This window comes from Streptomyces sp. NPDC002817 (genome assembly GCF_053592055.1).
On sequence record NZ_JBSFUY010000003.1, the window covers coordinates 219,563 to 233,265 of the forward strand.

The 13,703-nt window shown below is 67.6% G+C and carries 9 protein-coding genes; 6 read left to right on the forward strand and 3 right to left on the reverse strand.

Going from position 1 to position 13,703, the window contains the following annotated elements; translation table 11 throughout:
* The first annotated feature begins 6 nt into the window (after window positions 1–6).
* Window positions 7–1,038, forward strand: a complete 1,032-nt coding sequence (locus tag ACWD3I_RS07015) for an alanine racemase (protein ID WP_365393392.1) — start codon at window positions 7–9, stop codon at window positions 1,036–1,038.
* Between the two features lie 103 nt (window positions 1,039–1,141).
* On the opposite strand, the gene ACWD3I_RS07020 is transcribed toward ACWD3I_RS07015, so the two are convergent.
* Window positions 1,142–2,644 (reverse strand): glycosyltransferase family 87 protein, encoded by a 1,503-nt coding sequence (locus ACWD3I_RS07020; RefSeq protein ID WP_365393395.1) that lies wholly within the window; start codon window positions 2,642–2,644, stop codon window positions 1,142–1,144.
* Between the two features lie 108 nt (window positions 2,645–2,752).
* Window positions 2,753–5,359 carry a transglycosylase domain-containing protein gene (locus tag ACWD3I_RS07025; protein WP_451084043.1) on the reverse strand — a complete coding sequence of 869 codons (2,607 nt, stop codon included), beginning with the start codon at window positions 5,357–5,359 and terminating at the stop codon, window positions 2,753–2,755.
* A 362-nt stretch (window positions 5,360–5,721) separates the two neighbouring features.
* On the opposite strand from ACWD3I_RS07025, the gene ACWD3I_RS07030 reads away from it, so the two are divergent.
* From ACWD3I_RS07030 to ACWD3I_RS07045, 4 genes are all read left to right on the forward strand, one after another.
* Window positions 5,722–6,405, forward strand: a complete 684-nt coding sequence (locus ACWD3I_RS07030) for a PadR family transcriptional regulator (protein ID WP_365393398.1) — start codon at window positions 5,722–5,724, stop codon at window positions 6,403–6,405.
* Between the two features lie 44 nt (window positions 6,406–6,449).
* A complete protein-coding gene (locus ACWD3I_RS07035; protein WP_365393401.1) occupies window positions 6,450–7,532 on the forward strand; it encodes an inositol-3-phosphate synthase in 1,083 nt (360 codons plus the stop codon).
* A gap of 100 nt (window positions 7,533–7,632) precedes the next feature.
* On the forward strand, window positions 7,633–8,895 hold the full coding sequence (locus ACWD3I_RS07040) for an MFS transporter (RefSeq protein ID WP_365393404.1): 1,263 nt from the start codon (window positions 7,633–7,635) through the stop codon (window positions 8,893–8,895).
* A 123-nt stretch (window positions 8,896–9,018) separates the two neighbouring features.
* Window positions 9,019–9,516 (forward strand): LppU/SCO3897 family protein, encoded by a 498-nt coding sequence (locus ACWD3I_RS07045; RefSeq protein ID WP_365393407.1) that lies wholly within the window; start codon window positions 9,019–9,021, stop codon window positions 9,514–9,516.
* Window positions 9,517–9,628: 112 nt separating this feature from the next.
* On the opposite strand, the gene ACWD3I_RS07050 is transcribed toward ACWD3I_RS07045, so the two are convergent.
* Window positions 9,629–11,071 carry a CCA tRNA nucleotidyltransferase gene (locus ACWD3I_RS07050; RefSeq protein ID WP_365393410.1) on the reverse strand — a complete coding sequence of 481 codons (1,443 nt, stop codon included), beginning with the start codon at window positions 11,069–11,071 and terminating at the stop codon, window positions 9,629–9,631.
* Window positions 11,072–11,317: 246 nt separating this feature from the next.
* Here ACWD3I_RS07050 and ACWD3I_RS07055 point away from each other — a divergent pair, with 246 nt between their 5' ends.
* Complete coding sequence (locus ACWD3I_RS07055) at window positions 11,318–13,681, forward strand: DUF6049 family protein (RefSeq protein ID WP_365393413.1); 2,364 nt, start codon at window positions 11,318–11,320, stop codon at window positions 13,679–13,681.
* Window positions 13,682–13,703 lie beyond the last annotated feature (22 nt).

Sequence of the window (13,703 nt, forward strand, 5' to 3'; positions counted from 1 at the left end):
CCGGCCATGGCGCTCACGCTCTACGTCGACACCGCGCGCTGGCGTGCGCACCACAAGCACGTGCAGGACCAGTTCCCGGGTCTCGTCCCGGTCTGCAAGGGCAACGGATACGGCTTCGGGCACGAGCGGCTGGCGGAGGAGGCCACGCGGCTGGGCTCGGACGTCCTCGCGGTCGGCACGACGTACGAGGCCGCTCGCATCAAGGACTGGTTCGGCGGCGACCTGCTGGTGCTGACGCCGTACCGGCGCGGCGAGGAGCCCGTGCCGCTGCCGGACCGGGTCATCCGTTCGGTGTCGTCGATCGACGGGGTCTACGGCCTCGTGGGCGCCCGCGTGGTCATCGAGGTGATGTCCTCGATGAAGCGTCACGGCATCAGCGAGCAGGAACTGCCGCAGCTGCACTCCGCCATAGAGAACGTCCGTCTCGAGGGCTTCGCCATCCACCTGCCGCTGGACCGTACAGACGGCTCGGACGCCGTCGAGGAGGTCATCGGCTGGATGGACCGGCTGCGCGCGGCGCGCCTGCCGCTGCACACGATGTTCGTCAGCCACCTCAAGGCCGAGGATCTCGCCCGGCTCCAGCAGCAGTTCCCGCAGACCCGCTTCCGCGCCCGCATCGGCACGCGGCTGTGGCTGGGGGACCACGAGGCCACCGAGTACCGCGGGGCGGTCCTGGACGTCACGCGCGTGGCCAAGGGCGACCGGTTCGGCTACCGACAGCAGAAGGCGGCCTCGGACGGCTTCCTGGTCGTCGTGGCGGGCGGTACGTCCCACGGGGTGGGCCTGGAGGCTCCCAAGGCGCTGCACGGCGTCATGCCGCGCGCCAAGGGCGTGGCCCGCGCCGGCCTGGCCACGGTCAACCGGAACCTTTCTCCGTTCGTCTGGGGCGGCAAGCAGCGCTGGTTCGCCGAGCCGCCGCACATGCAGGTGTCGATCCTGTTCGTCCCCTCCGACGCCCCGGAGCCGAAGGTCGGTGAGGAGCTGGTGGCCCATCTGCGGCACACCACCACGCAGTTCGACCGGATCGTCGACCGCTGAGCGTCGTACGGACGCCTGAAGCGCCGTACACAGACAGCCGAAAGGCCGTACACGGGACCTACCGTGTACGGCCTTTTGCGTGGGGCGACCACGCCTTGTTCGCTCAGAGCGAACGGTCTGGGGAAGGGGCCTGATCGCCCCACTCCACCTGCGGCGCTCCGAAGTGGGCGGCGTGGCGCGGGGGATGAGCCGCTGGGCCCAGGACGAACACGTCCTCCGCCCCGTCGAGCACGCCTCCCGAGGGGTCGTCGTCGCCGGCCCGGCGCACCACGTCCCGCTCCGGCATCCAGATGTCGCGCACGATCACGGCACACAGGTACAGCGTCCCGAGCAGGTGCAGCCCGATGGCCCAGTGATAGCCGTCCTGGGGCAGGCCCTTGTGGGCGTCCGCGCTGGTCGTGTACGCGAGGTACATCCAGATCCCCAGGAAGTACGCCACCTCGCAGGCCTGCCAGATCAGGAAGTCCCGCCACTTGGGCCGCGCCAGTACGGCGAGGGGAATCAGCCACAGGACGTACTGCGGCGAGTAGACCTTGTTGGTGAGGATGAACGCCGCGACGATCAGGAAGGCCAGCTGGGCGAAGCGCGGCCGGCGTGGGGCGGTCAGGGTGAGCGCGGCGATGCCGACGCAGGACAGCAGCACCAGCAGCGTGGCGAGTGTGTTGACCGTCTCGGTGCTCAGCGGGTCGGTCGAGTTCTGGGCCAGGATCAGCCAGAAGGACCCGAAGTCGACGCCCCGCTCCTGGCTGAACTCGTAGAACTTCGACCAGCCGTCCCAGGCGAGGAGCATCACCGGAAGGTTCACGACCAGCCAGGAGACGGCGGCGCCTCCCAATGCCTTTCCGAAGTCCCGCCACTTGCCCGCGCGCCAGCACAGCACGAACAACGGGCCCAGGAGGAAGACGGGGTAGAGCTTGGCGGCTGTGGCGAGGCCCAGCAGGACACCGAAGGCGAGAGAGCGGCCCCGCGACCACATCAGCATCGCCGCGGCCGTCAGGGCGACCGCCAGCAGGTCCCAGTTGATGGTGGCGGTCAGCGCGAAGGCGGGCGCCAGGGCGACCAGCAGACCGTCCCAGGGCCGCCGGGCGTGCGTACGGGTCACGCAGACGGCGATGACGGCGGCGCACGCCATCAACATCCCGGCGTTGACCATCCAGTACCACTGTTCCTGGTCCTGGATGCTGCCGCTGCCGGGCGTGAGCCAGGAGGCGACCTCCATGAACACACCGGTCAGCACCGGGTATTCGAGGTACTCCATGTCGCCGTTGATCTTGTCGAAGTACGGCACGAGCCCGTCGGCGAAGCCGCGCCCCGCGTAGAGGTGCGGGATGTCCGAGTAGCACGCGTGCGTGTACTGCGCGCTGGCGCCGAAGAACCAGCCGCCGTTGTAGCAGGGCGCCTTCTGGACCAGGCCGAGGGCGAACATCCCGATCGCCACGAGCGCGATGATGCGCACGGGAGTCCACCAGGACGTCCCTAGCAGCGCCCGCCGCCCGATCGGGCCACCGATCAGCTCGCTGCCGTTCGCGGCGATCTCGTCGTCCTTGGTCGGCCGTACCAGGTCCGGCTCGTGCACGCTCGCTTGCGTCGATTCTGCGCTGGGCATGGGGGACATCCTGCCGTACGTCTCTAGGAATACGCCGAGGGCCGCCGCACCTGGTGGGTGCGGCGGCCCATGTTTCACGTGAAACACCCTCGGCGGGCGATATGGCGGCTAACCGCTCGATCCTCCGAAGATGCCTCCATTGCCGTTGCCTCTGGTGCTGTCTGTCTCCGTGGCCGTCGGTGTGGAGGTCGTGCCTCCGTCCGTGCCGCCGGTGTTCGTGCCTCCGGTGTCCTCGCACTGGAAGCCGAAGCAGGTCTCCGTCGCCGAGGGCGAGGGAGCGGTGAGGGACGGGCTCGGCGTCGGGGTCGGCGTCGCGCTGACGGTCGGGGTCGGCGTCGCGGTGACGGTCGGGGTCGGGGAGGGAGCGCCCTGCTCGTCCTGGACCTCGCCGATCTTCTCGGCGTCCGGGAAACCGGGATCGTTGGCGTTCTTGAGAGCGGCCTTCATGTACTCGGTCCAGATCGACGTGGGGATGTCACCACCGTGGATGGAGTCCTCACCCGCCGTGCCGTTCATGGAGAGCAGCTTGCTGCTCTTGGGGTCCTCACGGAACATCGCGATCGATGTCGACAGCTGCTGCGTGTAGCCCACGAACCAGGCAGATTTATTCTCGTCGGTGGTGCCGGTCTTGCCGGCCGCCGTACGACCCAGAGCCTTCGCGTTCTGACCCGTGCCGTTCTCAATGACGTTCTCGAGCATGTTCGTGACGTTGTGCGCCACATTCTCGGGCATTGCCAGCGTGATCTTCGGCTTGTCGAAGCCCTGCAGGTCCTGCCCGTCCTTCTTGACTGCTGTCACGGAGTACGGATCCGCGTGCTTGCCGGATGCGGCGAACGTCGCGTAGGCGTCAGCCATACGGATGGCGCTGGGGGTCGAGGTACCGAGAGAGAAGGACGCGTTGGGGGTCTGCGGCATGCTCTCGTCCAGGATTCCGGACTTCTCCGCGACACCCCGGACCTTCATCAACCCCACGTCCATGCCTAGCTGCACGAACGGTGTGTTGACGGACTGCTCCATCGCCTTGCGCAGGGAGATGTAGCCCCAGGGATAGTCACTCTCGTTCTCCTGGTAGAAGACCGAGTTGTCCTTCTTAAGGACGTAGGTGCCGTCGTTGTTCCTGACCTTCAGATGATCGTTGCCGTTGTACTTGCTCAAGGGCGCGACACCCACGTCAGGATCCTTGTACGTGCCGTACTCCATCGCCGCGGCCATCACAAACGGCTTCCACGTCGATCCGACGGGCACACCGGAGGTGTTCGCGTTGTTGTTGAAGTGGCCGTTCTCGTACCCCGCACCGCCGTACAGGGCAACGATGGCACCGTCCTTGGGCCTGACCGACGCCGCACCGAACTGGACGTGCTTGTCCAGTTCGCGCTTCTCCGGGTCGATCTTTTCCTTCTCGATCTTCTGAACGGCCTTGGAAAGAGCGTTGACTTTGTCCTTCTCGAAGGTCGTGTAGATCTGGTAGCCGCCCTTGTCGAACTCGGTCTGTGAAATGTCCGAGTGGGCCAGCACGTACTTCTTGGCCGTGTCGACCAGGTAGCTGGTCTGGCCGGTCATGCCCTTGGTCGCCTTGAGCCCCTGGGGCATGGGGTACTTCTTGGTGGCCGTCTGGTACTCGGCGTCCGTCAGATGCTTGTCGTCGTGCATCTGCTCGAGGATCCAGCTCCAGCGGTACTTGGAGCGCTCGGTGTTCTTCGCCTTGGTCGCCGAGGGGTCGTAGCTCGTGTTGTCCACGGGGTCGTAGTACGTCGGGCCCTTGAGCAGCGCGGCAAGGAAGGCGCACTGGCTCGGCGACAGCTCTTCCGCGTCCACGCCGTAGTAGGTCTGCGCGGCGGCCTGGATGCCGTACGCGTCACGGCCGTAGTACGAGGTGTTCAGGTAGCCCTGCAGGATCTCGTCCTTGGTGAGCTTCGTGCCCACCTTTATGGAGATGAACATCTCCTTGAACTTCCGGGAGACCGTCTGCTCCTGGCTCAGGTAGGTGTTCTTCACGTACTGCTGGGTGATCGTCGAACCACCCTGCGTGTCACCGCCCCGCGCCATGTTGGCCAGAGCGCGGGCGATACCCATGGGGTCGACACCCGAGTCGGAGTAGAAGCTCTTGTTCTCGGCCGAGATCACGGCCCACTGCATGGCCTTGGGAATCTTGTCGATCGTGACGTTCTGCCGGTTCGCACCGGCTCCCGTCGCGACCATCTGGGAGCCGTCCTCCCAGTAGTAGACGTTGTTCTCCGACTTGGCCGCGGTGTTCTCGCTGGGGATGCCGACCATCGCGTATCCGATACCCGCGATCGCCACGAGACCGCCGAAGAACGCCAGGCACAGCCCGGAGACGAGCTTCCAGGACGGCATCCAGCGCTGCCAGCCGTACTTGCCGGCGCGCGGATAGTCGATGAACCGGGGCTTGCTCGAGGCGGTGGCTCGGCCCCGTCCAGGACCGCTCGGGCCGCCCGGGCCACCGCGTCGGGCGCCACGGCCGGCGGGTTCGGCCGCTCTGCGTCGGCTGCCCCCGCTTCTCTGGGCCGCGCGCCGGGCATCGGCGCGGCCGCCGAACGACCGCTCCTCGCCTCCCGACCCGTACGAGTCGGAAGGAGACTCGGTGGCGCCACGCGGTGCCGCGCGGCGGCCGGAGGACGAACCGGACTGGCCGCGTCGGGCCGCGGCACGTCCGCCTCCCTGCGGCTGCGGCGGTTTGCGACGGTGCTCGCTCATCGAACGACTACTCCTCGGGCAGGCGCACCTTTGCGCGCCTGGAAACGGCGGCTGGTTTCCGGTCCCCCCGAAGTACGGATGTGGTCGCTTTCGCATTCACCCGTACTGCACCGAGGACGACGACGCCCCCAGGCGCCACTCGGTTCCCGGTGGTGTGCATGCCGCACAGACTACGCACCGTCAAAACCCGCCTAGGCCCGAAGTTCACCCCAAATCAGGCAACTTGCCTCGGATGAATAAGTGATGTGATCCCGTTCACCATCCCCCCACTTGTCCCGTGCGGATGGCCGTTCTATCGTGCTGATGTATCGAGTCGATACATCAGAGCGGCATAAGCGAGCCAGGGACGAGGAGGCGAGAGGATGAGCCGACGCTCAGGGATCCTCGAGTTCGCCGTACTCGGCCTGCTCCGCGAGTCCCCGATGCACGGCTATGAGCTGCGCAAACGACTCAATACGTCACTGGGCGTGTTCCGTGCGTTCAGCTACGGCACGCTCTACCCCTGTCTCAAGACGCTGGTCGCCAATGGCTGGTTGATCGAAGAGCCGGGACACGCTCCTGAAGACGCTCTCGCCGCATCACTCGCGGGACGTCGCGCCAAGATCGTCTATCGGTTGACGGCGGAAGGTAAGGAGCACTTCGAGGACCTGCTCTCGCAGACCGGCCCCGACTCGTACGAGGACGAGCACTTCGCCGCGCGTTTCGCCTTCTTCGGCCAGACGTCGCGCGACGTACGCGTACGCGTGCTGGAAGGCCGCCGCAGCCGGTTGGAGGACCGGCTGGACAAGATGCGCGTCTCCTTCGCGCGCACCCGGGAGCGCCTCGACGACTACACGCTTGAGCTCCAGCGCCACGGAATGGAGTCCGTGGAGCGCGAAGTGCGCTGGCTGAACGAGCTCATCGAGAGCGAGCGGGCCGGACGGGACCTAAAGGGGTCCGCCTCCGGGGGGCCCGCTCAGCAGAACAACACATCTGGAGCGCCGGGCAACCTGCCACGGTCCGGGGACACCCCCCGGCCCGATACGCCCGACGACACCATCACGTGAGCGCCCAGTCAGGGCCTCACTCATACACACAGGGAGCAACCGGAATGGGTTCGGTCCGCGTAGCCATCGTTGGCGTGGGCAACTGCGCCGCGTCGCTGGTCCAGGGAGTCGAGTACTACAAGGACGCCGACCCGGCGACCAAGGTCCCCGGCCTCATGCACGTCCAGTTCGGCGACTACCACGTCGGTGACGTCGAGTTCGTCGCCGCCTTCGACGTCGACGCGAAGAAGGTCGGCCTCGACCTCTCGGACGCCATCGGTGCCAGCGAGAACAACACCATCAAGATCTGCGACGTCCCGAACAAGGGCGTCACGGTCCAGCGCGGCCACACCCACGACGGTCTCGGCAAGTACTACCGCGAGACCATCGAGGAGTCCGCCGAGGCCCCGGTCGACGTCGTCCAGATCCTCAAGGACAAGCAGGTCGACGTTCTCATCTGCTACCTGCCCGTCGGTTCCGAGGACGCGGCGAAGTTCTACGCCCAGTGCGCCATCGAAGCCAAGGTCGCCTTCGTCAACGCCCTTCCGGTCTTCATCGCCGGCACCAAGGAGTGGGCTGACAAGTTCACCGAGGCGGGCGTCCCGATCGTCGGCGACGACATCAAGTCGCAGGTCGGCGCCACCATCACGCACCGCGTGATGGCGAAGCTGTTCGAGGACCGCGGTGTCCGTCTCGAGCGCACCATGCAGCTCAACGTCGGCGGCAACATGGACTTCAAGAACATGCTGGAGCGCGACCGCCTCGAGTCCAAGAAGATCTCGAAGACGCAGGCCGTCACCTCGCAGATCCCCGACCGCGACCTGGGCGAGAAGAACGTCCACATCGGTCCCTCGGACTACGTGGCCTGGCTCGACGACCGCAAGTGGGCCTACGTCCGCCTCGAGGGCCGTGCCTTCGGCGACGTCCCGCTGAACCTGGAGTACAAGCTCGAGGTCTGGGACTCCCCGAACTCCGCGGGTGTCATCATCGACGCCCTGCGCGCCGCGAAGATCGCCAAGGACCGCGGCATCGGTGGCCCGATCCTGTCGGCGTCCTCGTACTTCATGAAGTCCCCGCCGGTCCAGTACTTCGACGACGAAGCCTTCGCCAACGTCGAGAAGTTCATCAAGGGTGAAGTCGAGCGCTAAAGGCGCCGAGGCTCACTGAAAATCGCTCCTGCCAGGGCTGTGTCGAGGGTCCCCGGGTTGTACCGCCCGGGGACCCTGTCCTTATGTGAGGCTGTGCGCCATGGCCGTCGTACGTGACCTGCGCGTCCTGCTGCGCTTCCAAGGCTTCAGACGCCTGCTCGCCGTACGTCTGCTCTCCCAGGGCGCCGACGGCGTCTACCAGGTCGCACTCGCCGCCTACGTCGTCTTCTCCCCGGACAAACAGACCTCGGCCACCGCCATCGCCTCCGCCATGGCCGTCCTGTTGCTCCCTTACTCCCTCGTGGGCCCCTTCGCCGGCGTCCTGCTGGACCGCTGGCGCCGCCGCCAGGTCTTCCTCTACGGCAACCTGGTGCGCGCCATGATGGCCACGGCGACCGCCGTCCTGATGGTCAGCCACGTGCCGGACTGGCTCTTCTACGTCTCCGCGTTGTGCGTCACCGCCGTCAACCGCTTCGTCCTGTCGGGCCTGTCCGCCGCCCTGCCGCGTGTGGTCGACTCCGAGCGCCTCGTCATCGCCAACTCCCTCTCCCCGACCGCCGGCACGCTCGCCGCGACGGCCGGCGGCGGTCTGGCCTTCGCCGTACGCCTGGTGTTCGCGGACTCCGATGCCGCGGTAGTGCTGCTGGGCGCCGCCCTCTACCTGTGCGCGGCGCTGGCCTCGCTGCGCATGTCACGAGGGCTTCTGGGCCCCGACCAGGAGTTGGTGCGGCCCGGCCTCTCAGCCGCCCTCTCCGGCACCGCGCACGACCTGGTGGCCGGCGTACGCCACCTCGCCTCCCCACCGCGCCGACAGGCCGCCCGGGCGCTCGCCGCGATGACGCTCATGCGGTTCTGCTACGGCGCCCTGCTGGTGATGCTGCTGATGCTCTGCCGGTACGAGTTCTCCTCGACCACCGATGACGGACTTGCCCTGCTGGGGCTGGCGTTGGGCATCTCCGGCGCCGGCTTCTTCGTGGCGGCCGTGTTGACGCCCTGGGCGGCGGGACGACTCGGCCCCGGTCACTGGATCGCCGTGTGCGCAGCGTCCGCCGCGGTCCTGGAACCGGCTCTCGGCCTCCCTTTCGCCGTCGCGCCCATGCTCGTCGCGGCGTTCGTCCTGGGCCTGACCACGCAGGGCGCGAAGATCGCGACGGACACCATCGTGCAGTCCTCGGTCGACGACGGGTTCCGGGGCCGGATCTTCTCCGTCTACGACGTGCTGTTCAACATCGCGTTCGTGGGCGCGGCCGCCGTGGCTGCCCTGATGCTGCCGCCCGACGGGCGTTCTGTGGTGCTGGTGGTCACGGTGGCCGTTATCTACGGGGCAGTTGCGGTGGCTATGGCCCGCTTTGAACGCCAGTAAGTGTCACATCAATGACACAGAGTCCCCCTGGGTTGCAGGAGTGTCAGTGGGGCCCGGTAACTTACGTGCGTCTTACTCGCTCCTTATGCGTGCCACACGCCCATGTTCTAGGGGGACCCCCAAGTGACTACTCCGCCGCCCCAGGGCCAGAACCCGTACGCCCAGGGCCAGCAGCCCCAGGCCCCGTACCCGCCGCAGGGCGGCAACCCCTTCGCCCAGGGCCAGCCGGGCGTCCCCCCGCAGGGCGGCGCGCCGTACGCGCCGGTTCCGCCGGAGCAGCCCCGCCGCAAGCTCAGCTTCAAGACGATCAAGAACATCGTCATCGTCCTGGCTGTCGCCGGTATCGCCATCGGCGGTTACATATCGAGCCGCGACGACGCCAACACGGCGTCGGTCGGCGACTGCATGCACCGCGGCAGCACCAACGACAACGACCCGGACCTCGAGGTCGTCGACTGCGCCGACTCGAAGGCCGAGTACACGGTGCTGGCCAAGATCGAGGGCACGTTCAGCGGCAGCCTCGCCGAGACGAAGTGCGCCGCAGAGGCCAAGGACTTCCAGTACGTGTACACCGAGACCGGTGACGGCAGTAACTTCCTGCTCTGCTTGAAGGACAAGTAGTAGGCCCTGAAGCACAGCAGACGTCAAGAGGGGCACTGTTTCACGTGAAACAGCGCCCCTCGGCGCATCCCGGGGTCATGTTTCACGTGAAACATGACCCCGTCTCGCTGTCTCAGCTCTGCTCGGCCCACCACTCCTTGAGCGCCTTGGCCGCAGCGTCTTCACCCATCGGCCCGTTCTCCAGGCGCAGTTCCAGCATGTGCTTGTAGGCGCGGCCCACGGCCGGGCCGGGTCCCACGCCGAGGATCTCTATGATCTGGTTGCCGTCCAGGTCCGGGCGGATCGCGTCGAGCTCCTCCTGCTCCTGGAGCTGGGTGATGCGCTCCTCCAGACCGTCGTACGCGCGGGACAGCGCGACCGCCTTGCGCTTGTTGCGCGTGGTGCAGTCGGACCGAGTGAGCTTGTGCAGGCGGTCGAGGAGAGGGCCCGCGTCACGGACGTAGCGGCGGACCGCGGAGTCCGTCCACTCGCCCATGCCGTAACCGTGGAAACGCAGGTGGAGTTCGACCAGCCGCGAGACGTCCTTCACCAACTCGTTGGAGTACTTGAGAACCGTCATCCGCTTCTTGGTCATCTTCGCGCCGACCACCTCGTGGTGGTGGAACGAGACCCGTCCGTCCTGCTCGAAGCGGCGCGTACGCGGCTTGCCGATGTCGTGCAGCAGGGCGGCCAGACGCAGGACCAGGTCGGGACCGTTCTCCTCGAGCGCGATCGCCTGCTCAAGGACGATCAGCGTGTGCTCGTAGACGTCCTTGTGCCGGTGGTGCTCGTCGCTCTCCAGACGCAGTGCCGGCAGCTCGGGCAGGACGTGGTCGGCGAGCCCGGTGTCGACCAGCAGAGTCAGCCCCTTGCGCGGGTGTGCGGAGAGGATCAGCTTGTTCAGCTCGTCCCGCACCCTCTCGGCCGAGACGATCTCGATGCGCTCCGACATCTCCTTCATCGCGGTGACGACATCGGCAGCCACCTCGAAGTCGAGCTGGGCGGCGAAGCGCGCGGCCCGCATCATCCGCAGCGGGTCGTCCGAGAAGGACGCCTCGGGAGTGCCGGGCGTACGCAGCACACGCGCCGCGAGGTCGTCGAGCCCGCCGTGCGGATCGATGAACTCCTTCTCCGGAAGCGCGACAGCCATCGCGTTCACGGTGAAGTCACGCCGGACGAGGTCCTCCTCGATGGAGTCGCCGTACGACACCTCGGGCTTGCGCGAGGTCCGGTCGTACGCCTCCGACCGGTACGTGGTGACCTCGATCTGGTAGCCGTCCTTCTGCACCCCGACCGTGCCGAAGGCGATCCCGACCTCCCACACGGAGTCCGCCCACGGGCGCACGATCTTCAGTACGTCCTCGGGGCGGGCGTCGGTCGTGAAGTCCAGGTCGTTGCCGAGCCGGCCGAGCAGCGCGTCCCGGACCGAGCCGCCGACCAGGGCGAGAGAGAACCCGGCCTCCTGGAAACGGCGGGCGAGGTCATCGGCGACAGGGGCGACCCGCAGCAGTTCACTTACCGCGCGGAGCTGCACCTGGCTCAGGGCACTGGGGGTGTCTTCGTTGGCGTTCGGCACAACAGAAGAGGGTACGTGGCCCGGGCGACACCGAGCGCCTCCATTAAATCTGCACAGCCTGGCATGTGAGGCTCACCCCTCGGACGGGCGGAATCGCTCCCCTTTATACGCACACATACGGGACGCCCCGGACCCTTCCCCCGATCTTGTGGAGCAGTCCGCGGCACTTCCCCTCAGCGCGCATCGTTACCATGCGTGGACGCACATTCCGACGACCACTGACGACGACGAGGGACGGGCGAGCGCGTGGCCGAGGCGGCAGACTTCCAGGGGATGAGTCCCTCACCTGCCCGCCGGTGGCTGCGGCGCACCGGAGCCCTGCTCGCCGGGGCGCCTCTGCTGGCCGGCTTCCTCCAGCTGCCCGCGGCCACACCCGCGGCGGCCGCGTCCGGCTCGAGCACAGTGGCCGTCGCCCTCGACACGCTCACCCCGAGCGCCCCCACGGACGGCGACACGGTCACCGTGTCCGGAACCGTGACCAACAACGGCAAGCAGGCGGTCACCGACGCCCAGGTGGACCTCCGCGTGGGACCCGCGCTCAGCACCCGCTCGGAGATCGACACCGTCGCCAAGCGCACCGACTTCCAGCCGGGGCTCGACGGTACGGTCGTCGGCGGCAAGTACGTCAAGAAGTTCACCAAGCTCGCCCCGGGCGTCGCCCAGGACTTCAGCATCTCCGTGCCGGTCGACAAGCTGGATCTCGGCTCCGACGGCGTCTACCAGCTCGGCGTCTCCCTGACCGGTGAGACGTCCGCGCAGCAGTGGCAGCAGGTGCTCGGCATCCAGCGGACGTTCCTGCCCTGGCAGCCCGAGGGCGCCGACACCAAGACGAAGACGACCGTCCTGTGGCCGCTCGTCTCCACCGTCCACATGACGGCGGAGACGGGATCCAACGAACAGCAGACGCCGGTCTTCCTCAACGACGACCTCGCCAAGGAGATCTCCCCGGGCGGCCGTCTGGAGCAGCTGCTGTCGCTGGGCAAGGAGCTGGACGTCACCTGGGTGATCGACCCGGACCTGCTGGCCTCCGTCGACGCGATGACACGTACCTACCGCGTCGAGTCGGGCAGCACCACCGTGGCGGGCACGCATCAGCGCGTCGCCATGGCATGGCTTGCCGAACTACAGGAGGCGGTGGCGGACAAGGAGGTCGTGGCCCTCCCCTTCTCCGACCCGGACCTGGCCTCCCTCGCTCACAACGGCACGACGGTCACCGGTTCGCTGAGCCACCTCAAGGAGGCCACCGACGCCGCCACCACAACGGTGAAGACGGTGCTCCACGTGACGCCGAACACCGACTTCGCCTGGCCCGTCGAAGGCGCCGTCGACCCGTCGATCGTCAAGGTCGCCACCTCCGCCGGCGCCGACAAGGTGATCGCGCGCAGCGACAGCCTCCAGGAGACCGGCGGGCTGCCGTACACGCCCTCCTCGGCCCGTCCCATCGGCGGCGGTACGACCGCGGTGGTCTCGGACGCGCGGCTGTCCACGGCCTTCGAAGGTGATCTGACGAAGGCCTCCGCCACGACGCTCGCCGTACAGAAGTTCCTCGCGTCGAGCCTGGCGCTCAACGCCCAGACGGACAAGCAGCGCAGCATCGTCGTCGCCCCGCAGCGCATGGCGACGGCGAGCCAGGCCCGGGCGATGGCCGAGGCGGTGGCGGCCCTCCAGGACGGGAACTGGTCCCAGGCCCAGGGCCTCACGTCGGCGGCGGCCGCCAAGCCGGACACGAGCGCCACCACCAAGGTGCCACCGGCGTCCGCCTACCCGTCCTCGCTGCGCAAGCAGGAGCTGCCGAAGGCGGCCTTCGAGCAGATCGCGACCACGCAGGACAAGCTCGACAGGTTCAAGGTGATCCTCACTGACGCGTCCCGGGTGGTCACCCCCTTCGGGCGGGCCATGAACCGCGAGATGTCCACGTCGTGGCGCGGCCGCGCCGCCGAGGCGAACCGCTACCGCAACGCCGTGGAGCAGTACCTCAACTCCCTGGTCTCCCAGGTCAGGCTGATCGACAAGTCCGAGACCAAGCTCTCCGGGCGCAGCGCCACGATCCCCGTGACCGTACAGAACAACCTGGTGCAGGGTGTCGAGCACCTGGTGCTGCGGCTCACCTCGACGAGCCCGACCCGCCTCAAGATCGGCGACGGCGAGTACCAGGAGCAGCGGGTCGCGGTCTCCGGCGGGCACAGCCAGTCGGTGAAGTTCACCACCTCCGCCCAGGCCAACGGCAAAACCACGGTGACCGCCCAGCTCTTCACGGAGGACGGCCAGGCGTACGGCGACCCCGTTCAGTTCGATGTGAAGGTCACCGAGTTCACGGCCACGGTGATGCTGGTCATCGGCGGCGGTTTCCTTCTGCTGGTCCTCGCCGGCTTCCGGATGTACACGCAGCGCAAGCGCGCCGCCGCCCAGGAGGCCACGGAGGACGACCCGGACGAGACCGGCGAGGCCGTGGACGGCTCGGAGAACCCCGCGGACTCCGAGGACCGTCTACAGAAGGAGTCCGGCACCCTGCGCGGGGCAGACGACCCGGAGCAGCCGAGTGACCCTGCGCCGGACACCGCAGCGGAAAGCGCCGACCCGTCCGGCACGGGTGAGAGAGTGGACCGTTGAGGATGTCGTGGCCGTCGGTGGG

What these genes read in the sequence shown, in the direction of transcription:
- ACWD3I_RS07015 (WP_365393392.1), top strand. Translation starts at nt 7, where the DNA reads ATGGCGCTCACGCTCTACGTCGACACCGCGCGCTGGCGTGCGCACCAC.
- ACWD3I_RS07020 (WP_365393395.1), bottom strand. Translation starts at nt 2,644, where the DNA reads ATGCCCAGCGCAGAATCGACGCAAGCGAGCGTGCACGAGCCGGACCTG.
- ACWD3I_RS07025 (WP_451084043.1), bottom strand. Translation starts at nt 5,359, where the DNA reads ATGAGCGAGCACCGTCGCAAACCGCCGCAGCCGCAGGGAGGCGGACGT.
- ACWD3I_RS07030 (WP_365393398.1), top strand. Translation starts at nt 5,722, where the DNA reads ATGAGCCGACGCTCAGGGATCCTCGAGTTCGCCGTACTCGGCCTGCTC.
- ACWD3I_RS07035 (WP_365393401.1), top strand. Translation starts at nt 6,450, where the DNA reads ATGGGTTCGGTCCGCGTAGCCATCGTTGGCGTGGGCAACTGCGCCGCG.
- ACWD3I_RS07040 (WP_365393404.1), top strand. Translation starts at nt 7,633, where the DNA reads ATGGCCGTCGTACGTGACCTGCGCGTCCTGCTGCGCTTCCAAGGCTTC.